General features: G+C 68.3%; 16 protein-coding genes. All 16 read left to right on the top strand.

Annotated elements, in window-relative coordinates; all coding sequences use genetic code 11:
- The first annotated feature begins 3 nt into the window (after nucleotides 1-3).
- The gene (locus FBZ33_RS08255; protein ID WP_141908583.1) at nucleotides 4-846 is read left to right on the top strand and encodes a DUF4097 family beta strand repeat-containing protein; all 843 of its coding nucleotides are present in this window, start codon (nucleotides 4-6) and stop codon (nucleotides 844-846) included.
- 32 nt (nucleotides 847-878) lie between these two features.
- A complete protein-coding gene (locus FBZ33_RS08260) occupies nucleotides 879-1,856 on the top strand; it encodes an ATP-binding cassette domain-containing protein (RefSeq protein WP_141908584.1) in 978 nt (325 codons plus the stop codon).
- A complete protein-coding gene (locus FBZ33_RS08265; protein WP_088947115.1) occupies nucleotides 1,853-2,641 on the top strand; it encodes an ABC transporter permease in 789 nt (262 codons plus the stop codon). The genes FBZ33_RS08260 and FBZ33_RS08265 overlap by 4 nt, the downstream gene beginning before the upstream one ends.
- 782 nt (nucleotides 2,642-3,423) lie before the next feature.
- Nucleotides 3,424-5,106: a ribulokinase gene (gene araB / locus FBZ33_RS08270; RefSeq protein WP_141908585.1), complete on the top strand. Its 1,683-nt coding sequence runs from the start codon at nucleotides 3,424-3,426 to the stop codon at nucleotides 5,104-5,106.
- Entirely contained in the window at nucleotides 5,103-5,795 is a 693-nt protein-coding gene (locus FBZ33_RS08275; protein ID WP_141908586.1) for an L-ribulose-5-phosphate 4-epimerase, read from the top strand. The genes araB and FBZ33_RS08275 overlap by 4 nt, the downstream gene beginning before the upstream one ends.
- A 148-nt stretch (nucleotides 5,796-5,943) precedes the next feature.
- Complete coding sequence (locus FBZ33_RS08280) at nucleotides 5,944-6,948, top strand: ABC transporter substrate-binding protein (RefSeq protein ID WP_370452996.1); 1,005 nt, start codon at nucleotides 5,944-5,946, stop codon at nucleotides 6,946-6,948.
- Between the two features lie 186 nt (nucleotides 6,949-7,134).
- Complete coding sequence (locus tag FBZ33_RS08285) at nucleotides 7,135-8,676, top strand: sugar ABC transporter ATP-binding protein (protein ID WP_141908587.1); 1,542 nt, start codon at nucleotides 7,135-7,137, stop codon at nucleotides 8,674-8,676.
- Nucleotides 8,673-9,743 carry an ABC transporter permease gene (locus tag FBZ33_RS08290; protein WP_088947119.1) on the top strand — a complete coding sequence of 357 codons (1,071 nt, stop codon included), beginning with the start codon at nucleotides 8,673-8,675 and terminating at the stop codon, nucleotides 9,741-9,743. The genes FBZ33_RS08285 and FBZ33_RS08290 overlap by 4 nt, the downstream gene beginning before the upstream one ends.
- Nucleotides 9,740-10,729 carry a galactofuranose ABC transporter, permease protein YjfF gene (gene yjfF / locus FBZ33_RS08295; protein WP_088947120.1) on the top strand — a complete coding sequence of 330 codons (990 nt, stop codon included), beginning with the start codon at nucleotides 9,740-9,742 and terminating at the stop codon, nucleotides 10,727-10,729. The genes FBZ33_RS08290 and yjfF overlap by 4 nt, the downstream gene beginning before the upstream one ends.
- Before the next feature lie 26 nt (nucleotides 10,730-10,755).
- Complete coding sequence (gene araA / locus FBZ33_RS08300) at nucleotides 10,756-12,258, top strand: L-arabinose isomerase (RefSeq protein WP_099851814.1); 1,503 nt, start codon at nucleotides 10,756-10,758, stop codon at nucleotides 12,256-12,258.
- A 337-nt stretch (nucleotides 12,259-12,595) separates the two neighbouring features.
- On the top strand, nucleotides 12,596-14,701 hold the full coding sequence (locus tag FBZ33_RS08305; RefSeq protein WP_141908588.1) for a family 43 glycosylhydrolase: 2,106 nt from the start codon (nucleotides 12,596-12,598) through the stop codon (nucleotides 14,699-14,701).
- Nucleotides 14,702-15,118: 417 nt separating this feature from the next.
- Complete coding sequence (locus tag FBZ33_RS08310) at nucleotides 15,119-16,105, top strand: LacI family DNA-binding transcriptional regulator (RefSeq protein ID WP_185755248.1); 987 nt, start codon at nucleotides 15,119-15,121, stop codon at nucleotides 16,103-16,105.
- Nucleotides 16,106-16,313: 208 nt separating this feature from the next.
- Entirely contained in the window at nucleotides 16,314-17,960 is a 1,647-nt protein-coding gene (locus FBZ33_RS08315; protein WP_141908590.1) for a ricin-type beta-trefoil lectin domain protein, read from the top strand.
- Nucleotides 17,961-18,268: 308 nt separating this feature from the next.
- Complete coding sequence (gene chvE, locus FBZ33_RS08320) at nucleotides 18,269-19,411, top strand: multiple monosaccharide ABC transporter substrate-binding protein (RefSeq protein WP_141908591.1); 1,143 nt, start codon at nucleotides 18,269-18,271, stop codon at nucleotides 19,409-19,411.
- Between the two features lie 79 nt (nucleotides 19,412-19,490).
- Entirely contained in the window at nucleotides 19,491-21,029 is a 1,539-nt protein-coding gene (mmsA, locus tag FBZ33_RS08325) for a multiple monosaccharide ABC transporter ATP-binding protein (protein WP_088947126.1), read from the top strand.
- Complete coding sequence (gene mmsB, locus FBZ33_RS08330; RefSeq protein WP_088947127.1) at nucleotides 21,026-22,276, top strand: multiple monosaccharide ABC transporter permease; 1,251 nt, start codon at nucleotides 21,026-21,028, stop codon at nucleotides 22,274-22,276. The genes mmsA and mmsB overlap by 4 nt, the downstream gene beginning before the upstream one ends.
- The last annotated feature ends 114 nt before the right edge of the window (nucleotides 22,277-22,390 follow it).

Here is a 22,390-nt window from a genome sequence, read left to right on the forward strand (position 1 = left end):
ACCATGCCTGTTTTCGAAACGCCAGAGCCCATCTCCGTCCAGATCGAGTTGCCCGTCGGGGATGTCTGGATCAGCGCGACCGACCGCACCGACACTGTGGTGACGGTGCGGCCCCGCGACCCGTCGAGCAGGGCCGACGTGAGCACCGCCGAACAGTGCACCGTCGAGTACGCCGCCGGAAAACTGCTGATCAGGGTGTCGAAGAGTTGGCGCCGCTACGGCTTCGGCCCCGGCCCGTCGGTCGACGTCCTGATCGAGTTGCCGACCGGGTCGCGGGTGCAGGCCGAGTCGTCGTGGGCGGCATTCCGCTGCGAGGGCCGGCTCGGCGAGTGCCGGATCAAGACCGGAAGTGGGATCCGGCTCGACGAGACCGGCCCGCTGGACATCGACAGCAGCCACGGTGAGGTCGCCGTGGAGCGCGTCGCCGGTGACGCCCGGGTGAAGGCTTCGTCCGGCAAGGTGCGCATCGGTGCGGTCGACGGCACCGCCGAGATCAAGAACTCCTCCGGCGACTGCTGGATCGGCCGTAGCGGCGGCGACGTCCGGGTCAACACCGCGTACGGCGACATCACCCTCGACACGTCGACGGCCTCGGTGACGGCACGCACCGCCTACGGCAACCTCCGGCTGGGCGAGGTCGCACGGGGATCGATCGACCTGAACACCTCGTACGGGGCCATCGAGGTCGGCATCCGTCGGGGGACCGCCGCCTGGCTCGACGTCAGCTCCAAGCACGGCCGCGTACACAACGCCCTGGAAACCGCCGACAGCCCGGCGCAGACCGACGAGACGGTCGAGGTCCGGGCGAACACCGCCTACGGCGACATCATGATCCGCCGCGCCTGATCCGCTGCCACACAGACCGCAAAGAGGAGACCATGACCAGCTCCACGAAACCCGCAATCGTCGCCACCGACCTGCGGAAGTCCTACGGCGACAAGGTCGTGCTGGACGGCATCGACCTCATGATCACCGAGGGAACGATCTTCGCGTTGCTCGGCCCCAACGGTGCCGGCAAGACCACCACCGTGCAGATCCTCTCCACGCTGATCAACGCCGACGGCGGCCACGCCCGCGTCTTCGGCCACGACCTGGCCCGAGAGCCCAACGCCGTACGCGAACTGATCGGCGTCACCGGCCAGTTCTCCGCCGTCGACAACCTGCTCACCGGGCGGGAGAACCTGAACCTGATGGCCGACCTGTGTCACCTGGGCAAGGCGGCCGGCCGGCGACGGATCGCCGACCTGCTCGACCAGTTCGACCTGGTGGAGGCGGCGGGCAAACCGGTGTCGACGTACTCCGGCGGCATGCGCCGACGGCTCGACCTTGCGATGACCCTGGTCGGTGAGCCCCGCGTCATCTTCCTCGACGAGCCGACCACCGGCCTCGACCCGCGCAGCCGCCGGGCCATGTGGCAGATCATCCGCAACCTCGTCGCCGAGGGCGTCACCATCCTGCTCACCACGCAGTACCTGGAGGAGGCCGACCATCTCGCCGACCGCGTCGCCTTCCTCGACCACGGCCGGCTGATCGCCGAGGGCACGCCGCGCGAACTCAAGCGGCTCATCCCGGGTGGCCACGTCGTACTCCAGTTCGCCGATCAGGAAGGGCTCGATTCGGCGGCCCGCGCGTTCGCCGCCGCCACCCGCGACGACGCCGCGCTCACCCTCCAGGTGCCGAGTGACGGCGGGGTCGGCACGCTGCGGTCCCTGCTCGACCAGCTCGATCGCGCCTCCATCACCGTGGCCGGGCTCTCCGTGCACACCCCCGATCTCGACGACGTCTTCCTCACCCTCACCGGCCAGCCGGACACCCGCGCCGGCCGCCCCGACCACGAAAGGGCTCCAGCGCGATGAGCACCCTCTCCCTCGCCGTCCGTGACTCGAGCACGATGCTGCGGCGCAACCTCCTGCACATGCGGCGCTACCCGTCGATGACCCTGCTGCTCGTCGGCGTCCCGGTCATCACCCTGCTGCTCTTCGTCTACGTCTTCGGTGGCACGCTCGGCGCCGGCCTCGGGCCGACCGGCGACCGTTCCCAGTACGCCAACTACGTCACGCCGGGCATCCTGCTCATCACCGTGGCCAGCGCGGCGCAGGGCACCGCCATCTCGGTCGCGATGGACATGACCGAGGGCATCATCGCCCGGTTCCGAACGATGGCGATCTTCCGACCGTCGGTCCTCACCGGACACGTCCTGGGCAGCCTGGTCCAGACCCTGCTCAGCCTCGCGGCCGTCACCGGTGTGGCGCTGCTCGTCGGGTTCCGGCCCACGGCCAACCCGGTCGAGTGGCTCGCCGCCATCGGCGTCCTCTCCATGATCACCTTTGCGCTGGCCTGGCTGTCGGTCGCCCTCGGCCTGGTCAGCGACAGTGTCGAGACGGCCAGCAACCTGCCCATGCCACTGATCCTCCTGCCGTTCCTCGGCAGCGGGTTCGTCCCCACCGACTCCATGCCCACAGCGGTCCGATGGTTCGCCGACTACCAGCCCTTCACGCCCGTCATGGAAACCCTCCGCGGCCTGCTCCTCGGCACCGGGATCGGTGCCAACGGGATCATCGCGGTGATCTGGTGCGTCGTCATCAGCGCGCTCTCCTTCCTCTGGGCCAAGACCCTGTACAACCGCAGTCGAGCGACCTGATCCTGACCGGCGCCCGATGTCCCCGCCATCGCGACGGACAGCCGGCGGCTCGGCCCACTGGGCCGAGCCGCCGGCTGTCCACGTCGCGCGGGACGGGGTCGAGGTGGTGCAGGGCTGGCGGCGTCGCGAAGGCTTGACCGACTCGGGTTTCATGCATTCGGCCTGTCGCCGCGCCGCGGACCCCCCGATTTCAATAACGCGAGTGGATCTACCAGGCCGCACGACGTGGCCACGCCACTGCCCGCGTCGCGCCACGGCGCCGGGCGGGGGAGGCCGCCCTTGAGCGTCCGTCCGACCCGAGGGCACGCGACCGACGCAGCCACCGCTGAAACGTCGAATGTTATCGATAACACCCGCCGGTTGTCCGATCATGAGATGCGCCGGTCGCCCGCCGGGGCGCTCGCCGATGAGCCCGCGCGACCGTCGGCTCCGGTTCCGTAGATCTGATCAAGAGATCGTGAGGCCTCGATGATGTTATCGCCAACATCATCGGCGAGCGGCACGCGGTCGCCGTCGGACGGCCGTCTCGTGGTGGTGGAGGGTGGGACCTTGTCGTCCGGTCCGCCGAGAGGCAGCCGGGCGTCGACCGGTCCGCGCGGCAACCCCACCCGGAGTGCAGAGGAAAGGCCCGGCACCGGATTCGCGCCTTTTGCGCCGGTCCGTTATCGACCCTCCCGAGTCGGCCCACCTTCGGCGTTCCGTTACGGAGCTGTTGCGGGTAGATGTCTTGACGAGGCTGGATGTGAGCGTTAACACTATCCCCGTTAACGGTGGAGGTGAACATGAACCGTGTGGACGGAGCAGGCGACCGCTATGTCGTCGGTGTCGACTACGGCACCCTGTCCGGGCGCGCTCTGGTGGTCCGTGTCGGTGATGGTGCCGAGTTGGGGACCGCGGTGCACGAGTACGGCGACGCAGTGATCAGCACGGCGCTTCCGGGAGGTCGACCGCTTCCCCCGGACTGGGCCCTGCAGAACCCGGAGGACTACCGCGACGTGTTGCGGTACGCCGTCCCGGCGGCGGTGTCCGCCGCAGGGGTGGATCCGGCCGCGATCGTCGGCATCGGCATCGACTTCACCGCCTGCACGGTGCTGCCGACGACCGCCGACGGCATCCCGCTCTGCGAGGATCCCGAGCTGCGCGACCGGCCGCACGCCTGGGTCAAGCTGTGGAAGCACCACGCGGCGCAGACGCACGCCGACCGGATCAACGCGCTGGCCCACGAGCGGGCCGAGCCGTGGATCGGCCGGTACGGCGGCAAGATCTCCGCCGAGTGGCAGTACGCCAAGGGGCTCCAGATGCTGGAGGAGGACCCCGAGGTCTACCACCGCGCCGAGCGGTTCATCGAGGCGGCCGACTGGATCGTCTGGCAGCTCTGCGGCACCGAGACCCGCAACGTCTGCACGGCCGGTTACAAGGGAATCCTCCAGGACGGTCAGTACCCCAGTGAGGACTTCCTGACCGCGCTCAATCCCGGGTTCGGCGACTTCGTGACCAAGCTGGACGGTCCGTTGCTGCCCCTGGGCGCCCGGGCCGGCTCGCTCACCGCGCGCGCCGCCGCCTGGACCGGCCTGCCGGAGGGGATCGCGGTCGCCGTCGGCAACGTCGACGCGCACGTCACCGCGGCGTCCGCGCAGGCCGTGGAGCCCGGCCGGCTCGTCGCCATCATGGGCACCTCGACCTGTCACGTGGTCAACGGCGCCCAGGTCGCCGAGGTGGCCGGTATGTGCGGTGTCGTGGACGGCGGCATCAGCCCCGGCGCGTGGGGTTACGAGGCCGGGCAGAGCGGTGTCGGCGACATCTTCGGCTGGTTCGTCGAGCACGCGGCTCCGGCCGGCGTCGACTCGCACGAACGCCTCACCGAGCTGGCCGCGAGCCAGCCGGTCGGCGCGCACGGTCTGATCGCCCTGGACTGGTGGAACGGCAACCGTTCACTGCTGGTCAACCACGACCTCAGCGGGATGATCGTCGGAATGACCCTGGCCACCCGGCCGCAGGACATCTACCGGGCGCTGCTGGAATCCACCGCGTACGGCACTCGGATGATCATCGAGGCGTTCGTCGAGGCCGGAGTCGCGGTGAACGACCTCGTGATCGCCGGCGGCCTCACCAACAACGCGCTGCTGATGCAGATCTACGCCGACGTGACCAAGCGGCCACTGAACATCATCGCCTCGACGCAGGGGCCGGCGCTGGGATCGGCGATCCACGCCGCCGTGGCAGCTGGCGAGTTCCCCACGGTCCACGAGGCGTCGCAGGCGATGGGTCGGGTGCACGAGGCCGTGTACCGACCGGATCCCGAGCGGGCGCGTGCCTACGACGCCCTCTACGCCGAGTACCGGACGCTGCACGACCACTTCGGTCGCGGCGGCAACGACGTCATGCTGCGCCTGCGGGCAATCCGCAACGCGGCAGCCGGAACCGCTGCGGCCGCACCCGAGGCCGCGTTGGAGGTGGTCGCATGAGCACTGAGGTGACCCGACAGATCCGTGAGCTGCGCGAGACCGTCGCACGCCTGCACTCCGAGCTGACCCGGTACGGCCTGGTCGCCTGGACGTCCGGCAACGTCTCCGCGCGGGTTCCCGGCCAGGACCTCCTGGTGATCAAGCCGAGCGGCGTCAGCTACGACGACCTCACCGCCGACAACATGGTGGTGTGTGACCTCGACGGTGCTCTCGTCGAGGGCGACTTCACCCCGTCCAGTGACACCGCCGCGCACGCCTACGTCTACCGGGCCATGCCCGAGGTCGGTGGGGTCGTGCACACGCACAGCTCGTACGCCACCGCCTGGGCCGCCTGCGGCGAGGCGATCCCGTGCCACCTCACCGCCCAGGCCGACGAGTTCGGCGGGGAGATCCCGATCGGCCCGTTCGCTCTGATCGGCGGTGACGACATCGGCAAGGGCATCGTCGCTACGCTGGCCGGTCACCGCTCGCCTGCGGTGCTGATGCAGAACCACGGCGTCTTCACCATCGGGCGCGACGCCCGCGCCGCGGTCAAGGCTGCGGTCATGTGCGAGGACGTGGCCCGTACCGCGCATCTGGCCCGCGCACTGGGGCAGCCGGTGCCGATGGCGCAGGCAGACATCGATGCTCTTTATGACCGTTACCAGAACGTCTACGGTCAACAACCAGTCGCACCCGCGGGTTCCTGACCATTCGGCCAGGTCGAAGCCCGCTGGTCTGCACCACCGAAGCACCACCGACGCACCAGCACGCACCAGTACGCACCACCCGCGTACGCCGCTCTTTCGCACCTCGGCGGTTGGCGCGGTTTCCCACCACATGAGCCAAGGAGATCCGATGAGAAAGATGCGAACGCAGTCCGCTCCGTGGCGCGCTGCCGCGGTCCTCGCCAGCGTGCTGCTCGTCGGCGGCGTGGCGGCCTGCGGCAACAGCGACACCGGCGGCGGCGGTTCCAAGGACGACGGCAAGATCACGATGGGCTTCTCCCAGGTCGGTGCGGAGAGCGGCTGGCGTACCGCGAACACCACCTCGATCAAGGATGCCGCCGCTGCGGCCGGGATCGAGCTGAAGTTCGACGACGCTCAGCAGAAGCAGGAAAACCAGATCAAGGCGATCCGCAACTACATCCAGCAGAAGGTCGACGTGATCGCCTTCTCGCCGGTGGTGGAGTCCGGGTGGGACACCGTGCTCAAGGAGGCCAAGGACGCCGACATCCCGGTCATCCTGACCGACCGCTCGGTGGACTCGGCCGACAAGAGCCTGTACAAGACCTTCCTCGGCTCGGACTTCGTCAAGGAGGGCCGGCTCGCGGGTGAGTGGCTGGTCGAGCAGAAGAAGACCGCCTCGGGCCCGGTGAACATCGTCGAGTTGCAGGGCAACACCGGCGCGGCGCCGGCGAACGACCGCAAGAAGGGCTTCGCCGAGGCCATCGCCGCCAACCCGAACCTGAAGGTCATCGCCTCCCAGCCGGGTGACTTCACCCGCGCGGGCGGCAAGCAGGTCATGGAGCAGTTCCTCAAGGCCAACCCGAAGATCGACGTGTTGTTCGCGCACAACGACGACATGGGCCTGGGCGCACTCGAGGCGATCACCGCTGCCGGCAAGGTGCCCGGCAAGGACATCACCATCATCACTGTCGACGCTGTCAAGGACGGCATGCAGGCTCTCGCCGACGGGAAGTTCAACTTCATCGCGGAATGCAGCCCGCTGCTCGGCCCGCAGCTGATGGACCTGGCCAAGAAGGTGCACGCTGGCGAGCAGGTGGCGCCTCGGATCGAGACCGAGGAGACCACCTTCACCCAGGAGCAGGCCAAGGAAGCACTGCCCAACCGCAAGTACTGACCGACGCCGGGGTCGCCGCGCTCGCGTGGCGGCCCCGCCGCGTCGTCCCCCTACCCGCAACGGACCGGGTATGGCCCGCGACCATTCCGCAGCACGCCCGCCCGGACGATCCCCAGGGACGACCGGGCGGGCGCACGGGGCGGTGGCGGCCCTTCCGTGTCGACAACCCAGAAGAGGTCTGATGGGATGACGGATAGCCGTCCGGTCCTGACGATGACCGGGATCAGCAAGTCCTTCCCCGGGGTGCGCGCACTCCACGACGTCAACTTCCGGCTCTTTCCCGGCGAGGTGCACGCCCTGATGGGCGAGAACGGCGCCGGCAAGTCGACCCTCATCAAGGTGCTGACCGGTGTCTACGACACCGACGAGGGCACCATCACCCTCGACGGCGAGCCGGTCTCCTTCAGCGGGCCGATGCAGGCGACCGCCGCCGGGGTGAGCACGGTCTTCCAGGAGGTGAACCTCTGCACCAATCTCTCGGTGGCGGAGAACATCTTCATCGGCCGCGAGCCCCGGCGCCTCGGCGCCGTGCACTGGGGGGAGGTTCGCCGCCGGGCCCGGGCGCTGCTTGCCCTCCTCGACCTCGACCTCGACGTCAGTGCGCCGCTCGGCTCGTACTCCCTGGCTATCCAGCAGATGGTCGCCATCGCCCGCGCGATCGACATCAAGGCTCGGGTGCTGATCCTGGACGAGCCGACGTCCAGCCTGGACGCCGGCGAGGTGGCCCAGCTGTTCCGCATCATGCGGCACCTGCGTGACGAGGGCATCGCGATCCTCTTCGTGACCCACTTCCTCGACCAGGTCTACGAGATCGCCGACCGCATCACGGTGTTGCGCAACGGTGGGCTCGTCGGCGAGTACCTGACCACCGAGCTGCCTCAGCTCTCCCTGGTCGAGAAGATGATCGGCAAGGAACTCGACGTCCTCGAAGGCATCGAGGAGCACTCCCGCCGGGACCTGGCCGCGCTGGAGGAGGGCACCCCACTGGTGGCGGTGTCGAACTTCGGCCGGGCGGGGGCGGTCAAGCCGTTCAGCCTCACCATCCACGCCGGGGAGGTGGTGGGCCTGGCCGGCCTGCTGGGCTCCGGGCGTACCGAGGTGGCGCGGCTGTTGTTCGGCGCCGACCGGACCGACGGCGGTCAGGTCGCGGTGGACGGCACGGCGAGCAGCCTGCGCACCCCCGCCCAGGCCATCGACCATGGCATCGGCTTCTGTTCGGAGAACCGTCGCGCGGAGGGCATCGTCGCCGACCTGTCGGTCCGCGAGAACATGATCCTCGCCATGCAGGCCGCCCGTGGCTGGTTGCGGCCCATCCCGCGTCGCCGCCAGGACGAGCTGGTCGACAAGTACGTCAAGGCACTCAACATCCGGCCGGCGGACCCGGAGGTGCCGGTCCGCAACCTCTCCGGTGGCAACCAGCAGAAGGTGCTCCTGGCCCGGTGGCTGATCACCGAGCCGCGACTGTTGATCCTCGACGAACCGACCCGGGGCATCGACATCGGCGCGAAGACCGAGATCCAGAAGCTCGTGACCCAGTTGTCCGACGGCGGCATGGCGGTGCTGTTCATCTCCGCCGAGCTGGAGGAGGTGCTGCGCCTCAGCCACAAGGTGGCCGTGATGCGGGACCGGCAGATGGTCGCGCAGCTCGCCAACGACGACACCCTGGACGCGGACCGCATCATGCAGACGATCGCCAGTGGGTCCCACCGGGAGGAGGCAGACCGATGAACGCCACCATGGGCCGCTACCGGGCGGTGACCGGTCACCGGTTGTTCTGGCCCGTCGCCGTGCTGGTCGTCATGCTCGCCGCGAACACGATCTACCGGCCCGGGTTCCTGTCGATCGAGCTCAAGGACGGGCACCTGTACGGCTCGCCGATCGACATCCTGCGGCTGAGCGCACCACTGATCCTCGTCGCGCTGGGGATGACCCTGGTCATCTCCACCGGCGGCATCGACCTGTCGGTGGGGTCGGTGTGTGCGATCAGCGGCGCGATCGCCTGCATGTACATCAGCAAGCAGTCCGACCAGAACAGCCTTGTCGTGGTGCTGACCGCCCTCGCGATGGCGTTGGGCGTCGCGCTCGTGCTGGGCGCCTGGAACGGCGTGCTGGTGGCCGTGATCGGGATCCAACCGATCATCGCCACCCTGATCCTGATGGTGGCCGGCCGGGGCCTCGCCCAGCTGATCACCCAGGGTCAGATCATCACCATCAACTCCGAGCCGTTCCGGGCGATCGGGCTTGGCCACCTGTTCACCCTGCCGCTGGCCATCTTCATCGCCCTCGCCGCGGCACTGCTCGTCGCCGCGTTCACGCGGCGCACCGCACTCGGCATGATCGTCGAGTCGGTGGGTGGCAACGCCGAGGCGAGCCGGTTGGCAGGCATCCGCTCCGGCCGGGTCATCTTCCTCGCGTACGTGCTCAGCGCCGTCTGTGCCGCGATCGCCGGTTTCATGATGACGGCCAACGTCTCCAGTGCCGACGGCAACGCGGTCGGCCTCTGGGTGGAGCTGGACGCCATCCTCGCCGTCGTCATCGGCGGTACGTCCCTCGCCGGTGGCCGGTTCTTCCTCAGCGGCACGATCATCGGCGCGCTGATCATCCAGACGCTGACCACCACGGTGTACGCCATGGACATCTCACCGCAGACCTCGCTGCTGTTCAAAGCGGTCGTCGTCATCGCCGTCTGCCTCATCCAGGCGCCGGCCTTCCGGGCCCGGTTCGCCCGCCGCAGGCGCAGCGCGCCGAAGCCCACCACCATCGCCGACAAGCCGAAGGAGCAGGTACCGGCATGACCACTGGATCGCTCACCGCTGGTCGTGCCCGGTTCCGGCTGCCGAGGCGGCAGATACCGGTCCTGGCCACGCTCGTCCTCCTGCTGGTGATGTACGGCATCGGGGTGTCCCAGTACCAGGCGTTCTCCAACGTGCAGGTCATCTTCAACGTCTTCATCGACAATGGTTTCCTGCTCGTGGTCGCGATCGGGATGACCTTCGTGATCCTCACCGGCGGCATCGACCTGTCGGTCGGGTCCGTCGTGGCGATGACGGCGATGGTGTCGGCCTGGCTGCTCCAGGAAGGCCTACCGGCGGCGCTGGTGCTCGTCATCGCCCTGCTCATCGGGCCGACGCTCGGTCTGCTGATGGGCTGCGCCATCCACTTCTTCGACATCCAGCCGTTCATCGTCACCCTCGCGGGGATGTTCTTCGCCCGGGGGATGTGCACGTTCATCTCCGGCTCGTCCATCCCGATCACCGACGGGTTCTGGACCAGGATGTCGCAGGAACGGATCGGTGATCCCCGGGGCAACTTCGTCTCGATCAGCGTGCTGATCGCCTTCGTCGTGGTCGCCGTCGCCGCGTACGTGCTGGCCTACACCCGGCTGGGACGCAACGTGTACGCCATCGGCGGCAACCCCCAGTCGGCCCTGCTGATGGGTCTGCCGGTGGGGCGGACCAGGATCGCCGTCTACACCATCAGCGGTCTGTGCTCCGCGATCGGCGGGATCCTGCTGTCCTTCTACACCCTCTCCGGCGCGCCGTTGATCGCCGTCGGGATGGAGCTGGACGTCATCGCCGCCGTCGTCATCGGAGGCACGGTGCTCACCGGCGGCTCGGGTTACGTGTTCGGCACGGTGCTCGGCGTCCTGGTGCTGGGCGTGATCCAGACCCTCATCACCTTCGATGGGAGCCTCAACTCCTGGTGGACGAAGATCGTGATCGGCGGTCTGCTCTTCGCGTTCATCCTCCTCCAGCGCCTCATCGGAATCCGTTACAAGTGACAGTTCCTCTCGCGGAAGGCAACCCCATGGCACCACAAACCCAACCCGAGATCTGGTTCCTCACCGGCAGCCAAGGCATGTACGGCGAGGAGACGCTCCGGCAGGTCGCCGAGCAGTCCCGCCAGATCGCGGCCGCGCTCGACGACTCGCCGCAGATTCCCGCCCGCGTGGTCTGGAAGCCCGTCCTGACCAACAGCAGTGAGATCCTGCAGGTCTGCCGGGACGCCGCCGCCCAGGGTGCCGTCGGGGTCATCGCCTGGATGCACACCTTCTCTCCGGCGAAGATGTGGATCTCCGGTCTGGACGCGTTGCAGACGCCGTTGCTGCACCTGCACACCCAGGCCAACGTGCTGCTGCCCTGGAACGACATCGACATGGACTTCATGAACCTGAACCAGGCCGCCCACGGCGACCGGGAGTTCGGGTACATCCAGACCCGTCTCGGTGTGGCCCGCAAGACGGTGGCCGGGCACGTCAGCGACCCGCGGGTCACCGCCCGGGTCGGGGCGTGGGCACGTGCCGCGCTCGGCTGGTCGGCGATGCGGTCGCTGCGCCTGGCCCGCTTCGGTGACAACATGCGCGACGTCGCGGTGACCGAGGGCGACAAGGTCGAGGCGGAGCTGCGGTTCGGGGTCTCGGTCAACACCTACGGCGTCAACGACCTGGTCGAGGTGGTCGGCCAGGTCACCGACGCGCAGGTGGACGACCTGGTCAAGGAGTACCAGGACACCTACCGCATCGGCGGCGACCTGCTGCCCGGCGGCGATCGGCACGACTCGTTGCGGTACGCGGCCCGCCTGGAGCTGGGCATGCGCACGTTCCTGGACGCGGGCGGGTTCCGGGCCTTCACCACGAACTTCGAGGACCTCGGGGGCCTGCGTCAGCTGCCGGGCATCGCCGTGCAGCGGCTCATGGCCGACGGCTACGGCTTCGGTGGCGAGGGCGACTGGAAGACGTCGGTCCTGGTGCACACGCTCAAGGCGATGTCGGTGGGCGTGGACGGCGGCACGTCGTTCATGGAGGACTACACCTACGACCTCACCCCGGGCGAGGAGCTGGTGCTCGGCGCCCACATGCTGGAGGTCTGTCCGACCATCGCCTCCGATGTTCCCAACGTGGAGATCCACCCCCTGAGCATCGGCGGTCGGGAGGACCCGGTCCGGCTGGTCTTCGACGCCGCGCCCGGCCCGGCGGTGGTGCTCGGGCTCGCCGACATGGGCGAGCGGTTCCGGCTCGTCGCCAACGAGATCGACGTGGTCACCCCGCCGCAGCCGCTGCGCCGGCTGCCGGTGGCCCGCGCGGTCTGGCGTCCGCGACCGGACCTGCCGGTGTCGGCGGAGTCGTGGATCACCGCGGGCGCGCCGCACCACACCGTTCTGTCGCAGGCGGTGGGGGTGGAGGAGTTGCACGACCTGGCCGAGATGAGCCGCACGGAACTGGTCGTCATCGACGCCGACACCCAGCCCCGCCGCTTCGCCGACGAGATCCGCTGGAACCAGGCCTACTACCGGTTGGCGCGCGGCTTCTGACCCATTCGCTCGGAGCGTCCGGAAACGGGTGGTCCATCCCTGCCTGCGGGCCGGGGTGGCCACCCGTTCGCGCGTGGTCCTGGCAGGAACGCGGGCCGACTGTGTTACGTCTTGACTAACAGCATGTTATCGCTCACAGTCTATAGCCAAGATGGTCGATGTCTTGACTGTCCGGCCATGTGCGCGTTGCACCCCCTCGGATGCGGCACCTCGTCGCCGCGACGGTCGGGCTGGCGGTGTTAGCGATCACAAGGTCGGACGCGGGTCAACTCGGTGCCCCGCCCGGTGCCGCGGACGCCGACCCAGACCGCTCGGTTCGCGTCAGCAGAGGAGGATCATGCTTTCCATCGGTCGGGTTCCCCGAGGTGCGCCACGTCGGCGCGGGTGGCTGTCGAGACTGGCCATCGCCGCTATGACACTGGTGGTCGGTGGCGCGGCCGTAGCCGTCGCCTCGTCGCCCGCGTCAGCGGCCACCGTCGACACCAGCGCCTGGTACGTGTTGGTGAACCGCAACAGCGGCAAGGCCGTGGACGTGTACAACCTGGCGACGAACGACGGCGCGCGGATCACGCAGTGGACGCGCAACAACGGCAACCAGCAGCAGTGGCAGTTCGTCGACTCCGGAGGCGGCTACTACCGACTCAAGTCGAGGTTGTCGGGCAAGGTGCTGGACGTCTCCGGCCGCTCGACCGCCAACGGCGCCAGCGTCGTGCAGTGGACCGACAACAACGGCACCAACCAGCAGTTTCGGCTGGCAGACTCGGACGGCGGGTACGTGCGGTTGATCAACCGCAACAGCAACAAGGCGATGGAGGTGCAGGGCGCCTCGACCGCCGACGGCGGCAACATCGTGCAGTACGACGACTGGAACGGCGCCAACCAGCAGTGGCAGCTCGTCCGCGTCGACGGCGGGACCGACCCCACGACGCCACCGCCGTCGAACGGCACGTACTCGAACCCGGTGGTCTGGCAGGACTTCGCCGACGTCGACATCATCCGGGTCGACAACGCCTACTACATGTCGGCGTCCACCATGCACTACTCGCCGGGAGCGCCGGTGCTGCGCTCGTACGACCTGGTGAACTGGGAGTTCGCCGGTCACTCGGTGCCCCGGCTCGACTTCGGCTCGAAGTACGACATGAGCGGCGGTAACGCGTACGTCGACGGGATCTGGGCGTCGACGTTGAACTACCGGCCGAGCAACCGGACGTACTACTGGGCCGGGTGCATCGACTTCGCGCAGACCCACATCTACACCGCGTCCGCCGTCGACGGCGCGTGGAGCAAGCACACCACCATCCCGAACTGCTACTACGACGCCGGCATGCTGATCGACGACAACGACACCATGTACGTGGCGTACGGCAACGGCACCATCAGCGTGGCGCAGTTGTCCGCGGACGGGAAGTCGCAGGTTCGCGCCCAGCAGGTCTACACCACGCCGTCGAGCATCGGCACGCTGGAGGGCGCCCGGTTCTACAAGCGCAACGGCGCCTACTACATCTGGCTCACCCGCCCGGCCAACGGCCAGTACGTGCTGAAGTCGACCAACGGCCCGTTCGGCCCGTACGAGCAGCGTCAGGTGCTGCTCAACCTGCCCGGCCCGATCTCCGGTGGCGGTGTGCCGCACCAGGGTGGGCTGGTGCAGACCCAGAACGGCGACTGGTACTACATGTCCTTCGTCGACGCGTACCCCGGTGGTCGGATGCCGGCGATGGCCCCGATCACCTGGACCGGCGACGGCTGGCCGGTGCTGCAGACGGTCAACGGCACCTGGGGCACCTCGTACCCGAAGCCGAACCTGCCCGCGCCGCCACGTGCGGTCAAACCGCTGACCGGCACCGACACGTTCGCCGGCACCACCCTCGGCCCGCAGTGGGAGTGGAACCACAACCCGGACAACAGCAAGTGGGCGGTCAACAACGGGCTGAACCTGCAGACCGCCACGGTCACCGGCGACCTGTACAAGGCGCGCAACACGCTGACCCACCGCATCCAGGGCCCCACCTCGACCGCGACGATCGAGTTGGACTACTCCACGATGCGCGACGGTGACCGGACCGGTTTGGCGGTGCTGCGTAACTCGTCGGCCTGGATCGGGGTCCGACGGGACAACGGGTCGACACGTCTGGTCATGCAGAACGGCCTGACGATGGACGGCAGTTGGAACACCACCAGCACCGGCAGCGAGGTGGCGAGCACCGCTGTCTCCGGTGGCCGGATCTGGTTGCGGGCCAACGCCGACATCAGACCGGGGTCGGGCCGGCAGGCGCGTTTCTCGTACAGCACGGACGGGGTCAACTTCACCTCGTTCGGCAACGCGCTCACCCTGGCGAACAACTGGCAGTTCTTCATGGGCTACCGGTTCGCCATCTTCAACCACGCGACCCAGGCGCTCGGTGGCGCTGTCACCGTGCGCCGATTCGACCTGACGACGCCGTGACACCAGTCACAACAGGATCGGTCTGATCCGGTGGCGTGGGCGCGCACGTGCCCGTCGAGCCCGCGCCACCGCGCCACCGCGTGATGCCGTCGCCGGCCTGCTCCACGCTCTGTCCAGGGAGCGTAGGGCGGGCCGGCGTGGCGTCTGGCAACGACGGAGTACGCCGCTTGGCCGCGTACTCCAGGTGGGGGAATGCGTTGCGCGGCTCTGGCGCGTTGCGCGGACCCCCTACCGCCGTCCCGTGTTCGGGGCGGTGGCTGGCGTAGACTGTCGGCGATCCAGCGCTGGTCACCTGGGATTCAGCACCGGCGTGGTGACTGAGCGAGGGGGATCGGGCCGGGCCGCTCCAGTCGACGTCGACGGGCTGCGGGCCGGAGACGTAGCGGGGGGAGCGAAATGGCCGTCCACGGTCCCGCGATGACGGACGTTGCTCGTCTCGCCGGTGTCTCCCATCAGACGGTGTCGCGGGTGCTCAACGGGCATCCCAACGTCCGTGAGCAGACCCGGCTCCGGGTGCGCGCGGCGATCGCCGAACTCGGCTACCGTCCGAACGGCGCGGCACGCGCGCTGGTGACCGGTCGATCGCAGGTCATCGGCGTGGTCGCACAGAACACGACGCTCTACGGTCCGGCGTCACTGCTGGCGGCGTTGGAGCAGACGGCCGCCGAAGAGGGTTTCGCGGTCAGTGTCGGCAGCGTCCGCAACCTGGACCACCGGTCCATCTCGGCGGCCGTCGAGCGGCACCTGTCGCACCGCGTCGCCGGCATCGTGGTCATCGCGCCGGTCGAGTCGGCCGGTGAGGCGCTGGAACGCCTGCCGAAGGATGTCCCGCTGGTCACGGTCGACGGTGACCCGAGCCGACCGGTGCCACTGGTGACTGTCGACCAGGTAGCGGGTGCCCGGGCGGCGACGCAACATCTGCTCGACGCGGGGCACCGCACCGTCTGGCACGTCTCGGGCCCGTCCGACTGGTTCGACAGCGTCGGTCGGATCGACGGCTGGCGGGAGGCTCTGCTGGCCGCCGGGCTGGTTCCGCCACCGCTGATGCCGGGGGACTGGTCCGCGGCCTCGGGTTACCGGTGTGGGCAGATGTTGGCGCGGATGCCGGAGGTCACGGCGGTCTTCACCGCCAACGACCATCTCGCGCTGGGCGTGCTGCGGGCGTTGCACGAGTTCGGCAAGCGGGTGCCGGACGACATCAGCGTCGTCGGCTTCGACGACGTGCCGGAGGCGGCGTACTTCATTCCACCGCTGACCACCGTTCGCCCGGACTTCGACGCGGTGGCGCGGGCGAGCCTGCAGATGCTGCTGAGCCAGATCGAGTCGGGCACCAGCGGGGCACTACGGCAGACCGTCGCCCCGACACTGGTCTCCCGCGAGAGCGTCGCGCCACCGCGTCGCTGACGCTCGCCCGTCGACGGACGCGGTTGGATTGCCGTAGAGGGCCCCTATCGATGCTCGGCAATGCACCGAGGGCAAGGTATTGAACCTCATGAAATGTCGCCGTAACATGATGGGCGTCTCTGTTAACGCTAACAATATTGGCGTCCAGCAATAGGCCCAGCGACCCAAGATCGTAGTCAGGGGCGGGCGCCACCGACAAGGAGGCTCGATGAACCGCATCACCCGAGGTCGTCGCTGGGGGAGCGTACTGGCGGCCGGAGTGCTGCTCGCCGGCGCTCTGGTCGGCCTGCGCGCCCCCGCGGCGCAGGCACTGGACAACGGGGTGGCGCGTACTCCCCCCATGGGTTGGAATTCGTGGAACTCGTTCGGCTGCAACATCAACGAGGCGCTGATCCGGCAGACGGCGGATGCGATCGTCAGCAACGGTATGCGGGACCTCGGCTACAACTACGTCGTGGTCGACGACTGCTGGTTCAACCCCAACCGGGACAGCTCCGGCAACATCCAGGGCGACCCCAGCCGGTTCCCCAGCGGGATGAAGGCGCTCGGCGACTACCTGCACGCCCGGAACCTGAAGTTCGGCCTGTACCAGGTGCCGGTCGACAAGACCTGCGCGCAGTACTTCGGCGCCTACCCCGGCGCGACCGGCAGCCGGGGCCACGAGGTGCAGGACGCGCGCCAGTTCGCCGCCTGGGGCGTCGACTTCCTCAAGTACGACTGGTGCTCGCCGGAGGGCAGCATCAACGACCAGGTGACCACCTTCGCCAAGATGCGTGACGCGCTGGCCGCGACCGGCCGACCGATCGTCTACAGCATCAACCCGAACAGCATCCACGCCAAGACCGGCCCGCAGCGCAACTGGGGCGACGTGGCGAACATGTGGCGAACCACCGAGGACATCACCAACGCGTGGGACACCGGTCAGAGCAACGGCTACCCGATGGGCATCCAGAACATCATCAACGTGACCGTCCCGCTGGCGTCCTACGCGAGGCCGGGTGGGTTCAACGACCCGGACATGATGGAGGTCGGCCGAGGTGGCATGAACGACACGGAGATGCGCAGCCACTTCGCGATGTGGGCGATCATGGCGTCTCCGCTGATCGCCGGGAACGACGTGCGGAACATGAACACCGCGACGCAGACCATCCTCAAGAACGCCAACCTGATCGCGATCAACCAGGACTCGCTCGGGCTGCAGGGGACCCAGGTGTCCTTCGACGGCACCCGTCGGGTGCTGGCCAAGCCCCTCGCCAACGGTGACGTCGCCGTCGCCCTGTTCAACCAGGGCGGCTCGACGACGACGATCTCGACCACGGCCGCGGCCGTCGGCAAGTCCGGCTCGTCGTTCACGCTGGTGGACGCGTGGACGGGTGGCACCAGCTCCAGCAGCGGGACGATCAGTGCCAGCGTCCCCGCGCACGGCACCGTGGTGTTCCGGGTCAGCGGTGGTGGGACGACCACTCCGCCGCCGACCACGTCGGGCGCGTTCGCGAGCGCCGCCTCCGGCCGCTGCCTGGACGTTCCGCAGAGCAACACCACCAACGGCACCCAGCCGGTGATCTGGGACTGCAACGGCGCCGCCAACCAGAACTGGACCCTCAACGGGCAGACCCTCCAGGCTCTCGGCAAGTGCCTGGACGCACCCCTCAACGCCATTGCCGGCACCAAGGTGCAGATCTGGGACTGCAACGGGGGAGCCAACCAGCGGTGGGCGATCAACGCCAACGGAACGATCAGCGGCGCCCAGTCCGGGCTCTGCCTGGACGTCAACAACAACGCCACGGCCAACGGCACCACAGTGCTTCTCTGGACCTGCACCGGGGCGGCGAACCAGCGGTGGACGCGGCGATAGCCGATCGGGTCCGCCGACCGACCAGGTCGGGGCAACCCACCTGATCCTCGGAAGTGCCGGTGCCCGCTGACGACAGTCGTCGTCGGCGGGCACCGCTCTGTGTGGGGTCGCGCCGATGACGGTGAGTCGTCGCGTCAACCACTTCCCGCTGACCGACCGCATGACTACGCTCGCCTGGATGCTCCGTTACGAGACCGTGACACCGGTATTTCGACTCTGGTGTTGACGTGAACTTTGTGAGCGCTAACACTACCCGAAAGATGACAGTTGGCCCCGGCAGTCGCGGGGAGTCCAGAGAGGAGAAGCCCGTGGGCAGGAAATTCCTGGTTGCTCTGGGCAGCGCGGCACTGGCGCTGAGCCTGGCGGCGTGCAGTGGCGAGGGTGCGGGCAGTAACGGCAGCAGCGGGGGTGACAAGCCCAGCGACCTGACCATCGGCGTGTCCATGCCGACCCAGACCTCGGAGCGGTGGATCGCCGACGGCAACGCGGTGAAGTCGAAGCTTGAGGCCAAGGGCTACAAGGTCGACCTCCAGTACGCCGGTGACGACATCCCCACGCAGTCGCAGCAGGTCGACCAGATGATCACCCGCGGCGCGGACGTTCTGGTCATCGCGGCGATCGACGGCACCGCGCTCAGCAGCCAGCTGCAGGCCGCCGCGTCCGCGAAGATCCCGGTCATCTCCTACGACCGGCTGATCCGCGGCAGCAAGGACGTCGACTTCTACGTCAGCTTCGACAACTACAAGGTTGGCGTCGCCCAGGGCACCGCACTGCTCGTCGGCCTCGGCCTGCTGAACAAGGACGGCTCGAAGGGCACGGCCAAGGGGCCGCTGAACGTCGAGCTCTTCGCCGGGTCGCTGGATGACAACAACACCCAGTACTTCTTCGGCGGAGCGATGGACACGCTGAAGCCGTTCATCGAGAACGGCACGCTGGTCGTCAAGTCCAAGCAGACCACCCCCGAGCAGGTCGCCATCCTGCGGTGGCAGCAGGAGACGGCGCAGAAGCGGATGGAGAACCTGCTCACCTCCAGCTACAACGACGGCTCGAAGGTCGACGGGGTGCTGTCGCCGTACGACGGCATCTCCCGCGGCATCATCACCGCCCTGCAGAACGCCGGCTACGGCAGCGGCGCGAAGAAGCTCCCGGTGGTGACCGGCCAGGACGCGGAGATCGCCTCGATCAAGCTGATCAACGACGGCGTGCAGAGCTCCACGGTCTTCAAGGACACCCGCCTGCTGGCCGACCAGGCCGTCAACGCCGCCGAGGCGTTCCTGCAGAAGAAGCAGCCGCAGGCCAACGACTCGGAGACGTACAACAACGGTGTCAAGGTCGTCCCGGCGTACCTGCTGCCGATCGCGACCGTCTACAAGGACGACATCAAGGCGACCCTGATCGACTCCGGCTACTGGACGGCGGAAGAGGTCGCCGCCGGTCAGGCCAAGAAGTAAGCCACCCGTCGGGCCCGGCGATCATCGCCGGGCCCGACGCTGTGGTGTACCGCGTCCGACCTGACAGAGGACAGTGACCATGGACGACACCATCCTGGAGATGCGCCGCATCACCAAGACCTTCCCCGGCGTGACCGCGCTGGAGGACGTCACCCTCGCGGTGCGTCGCGGGGAGATCCACGCCATCTGCGGGGAGAACGGCGCCGGCAAGTCCACCCTGATGAAGGTGCTGTCCGGCGTCCACCCGTCCGGCTCGTACGACGGTGAGATCCTCTTCGACGGCAAACCGATGCAGTTCCGGGGCATTCGCGACAGCGAGGCCAACGGCATCGTCATCATCCACCAGGAGCTCGCCCTGGTGCCGTACCTGTCGATCGCGGAGAACATCTTCCTCGGCAACGAGCGGCGTGGCCGCAGCGGGCTCATCGACTGGAACTTCGCCAACGCCGAAGCGGCGAAGCTGCTGGCGTCCGTCGGGCTGCACGAGAACCCGGTCACCCCCGTCATCCAGCTCGGCGTCGGCAAGCAGCAACTGGTGGAGATCGCCAAGGCGCTGTCGAAGAAGGTGCGCCTGCTCATCCTCGACGAGCCGACGGCCGCACTCAACGACATCGACTCGGCGCACCTGCTCGACCTGTTGCGGGCCCTCAAGGAGCAGGGCATCACCTGCATCATGATCTCGCACAAGCTCAACGAGATCACCGCCATCGCCGACTCGACCACCGTCATCCGGGACGGGCGCGCCGTGGAGACCCTGGACATGAAGTCCGACGAGGTGACCCAGCAGCGCATCATCCGGGGGATGGTCGGGCGCGACCTGGACAGCTTCTACCCCGACCGAGAGTCGTCCCCCGGCGAGGAGGTCCTCCGGATCGAGGACTGGACGGTGCGGCACCCGGTCCAGGACCGGAAGGTCGTCGAGGGCGTCGGCCTGTCCGTGCGCGCCGGCGAGGTCGTCGGCATCGCGGGCCTGATGGGCGCCGGGCGGACCGAGCTGGCGATGAGCGTGTTCGGTCGCTCGTACGGGCGTGACATCAGTGGCCGGCTGTTCGTGCGCGGGCGCGAGGTGCACGCGCGTACCGTCGCCGAGGCGATCGACAACGGCATCGCGTACGTCACCGAGGACCGCAAGCGGTACGGCCTCAACCTCATCGACGACGTGCGGCGCAACGTGTCCGCCGCCGCGTTGGACCGGCTGTCCCGCCTGGGCTGGGTGAACGGCAACGAGGAGATCAAGGTTGCCGAGGCGAGCCGCAAGGAGATGAACATCCGGACGCCGAGCGTCATGGCGGTGGTGGGCAAGCTCTCCGGCGGCAACCAGCAGAAGGTCGTGCTGTCGAAGTGGCTGTTCACCGACCCGGACGTGCTGATCCTCGACGAACCCACCCGAGGGATCGACGTCGGCGCCAAGTTCGAGATCTACACGATCATCAACCGGCTGGTGGCCGCCGGTAAGGCGGTGATCGTCATCTCCTCCGAGCTGCCGGAGCTGCTCGGGATGTGCGACCGCATCTACACCCTCGCCGCCGGCCGGATCACCGGTGAGATGCCGGTGGCCGAGGCGACTCAGGAGAGTCTCATGGAGCTGATGACCAAGGACAAGGAGCTCGTCGGATGACCAGCATCAAGACCCCTTCGACGGAGCGCCCGACGCCCCCGGACAGCACGCCCGCCGCCGCCCTGCACAGCGGGACGAGCGACCTGCGGGCGCTGGTGTTGAACAACCTGCGGCAGAGCGGGATCTACGTCGCGCTGGTCGTCATCGTCGGGCTCTTCGCGATCCTGACCGACGGGGTGCTGCTGAGCCCGGGCAACATCACGAACATCGTTCTCCAGTACTCGTACATCCTGGTGCTGGCGATCGGGATGGTCATCCTGATCATCGGCGGGCACATCGACCTGTCGGTCGGATCGGTCGTCGCGCTGACCGGAGCGGTGTCCGCCGTCCTGGTGATTCAACAGGGCTATCCCTGGTGGGTGGGCGTCCTCGCCGCGCTCGCCGTCGGTGTCGCGGTCGGTGCCTGGCACGGCTTCTGGGTGGCGTACGCCGGCATCCCGGCGTTCATCGTGACCCTGGCCGGCATGCTGCTGTTCCGGGGCCTCACCCTGCGGGTGCTCGACAACATCTCGCTGTCGCCGTTCCCGTCGGAATACCAGCAGGTCGCGGCGGGCTTCCTCAACGGCCTGCTCGGCGGAAACGGTTTTGACGCCTTCACGCTGCTGATCGGTGCCGTCGCGGTGGCCGGTTACGCGGTGAGCGGCTTCCGCACCCGCGTGGCGCGGATCCGCTACCAGCAGCCCGTCGAGTCGTTCCCGCTGTTCGTCGCCCGGGTCGTCGTGGTCGGCGCGGTCATCATGTACTTCGCCTGGCAGCTGGCGCACGCCCGTGGCCTGCCGATCGTGCTGATCATCCTCGCGGTCCTCGTGCTGGTCTACGGCCTGCTCACCCGGCGTACCGTCTTCGGCCGCCAGGTGTACGCGATCGGCGGCAACCTGTCGGCGGCGGCGCTGTCCGGCGTGAAGGTCCGGACCGTCAACTTCTGGATGTTCGTCAACATGGGCTTCCTGGCTGCGGTGGCCGGCGTCATCTACTCGTCGCGGTCGAACGGCGCCCAGCCCGCCGCCGGCAACATGTTCGAGCTGGACGCGATCGCCGCGGCCTTCATCGGCGGTGCGGCGGTCACTGGTGGTGTCGGCACCGTCGTGGGCGCGATGGTCGGTGGTCTGATCATGGCGGTGATGAGCAACGGCATGCAGCTGATGGGTATCGACCAGTCGACCCAGTCGGTGGTGAAGGGTCTCGTCCTGCTCGTCGCCGTCGCCTTCGACGTCTACAACAAGCGCCGGGCCGGCACGGCCCGCTGACGTCGCAACAGCACGACCGTGGCCCCTGCCCGCCTCTGCGGACAGGGGCCACGCGTCAATGGGTGGTCGGTAGGCACACCGTGCCCGCCTCGGCCCCGCGCCGGCGCCCGGCAC

Source organism: Micromonospora sp. A202 (assembly GCF_006715105.1).
Lineage (GTDB): Bacteria > Actinomycetota > Actinomycetes > Mycobacteriales > Micromonosporaceae > Micromonospora > Micromonospora zamorensis.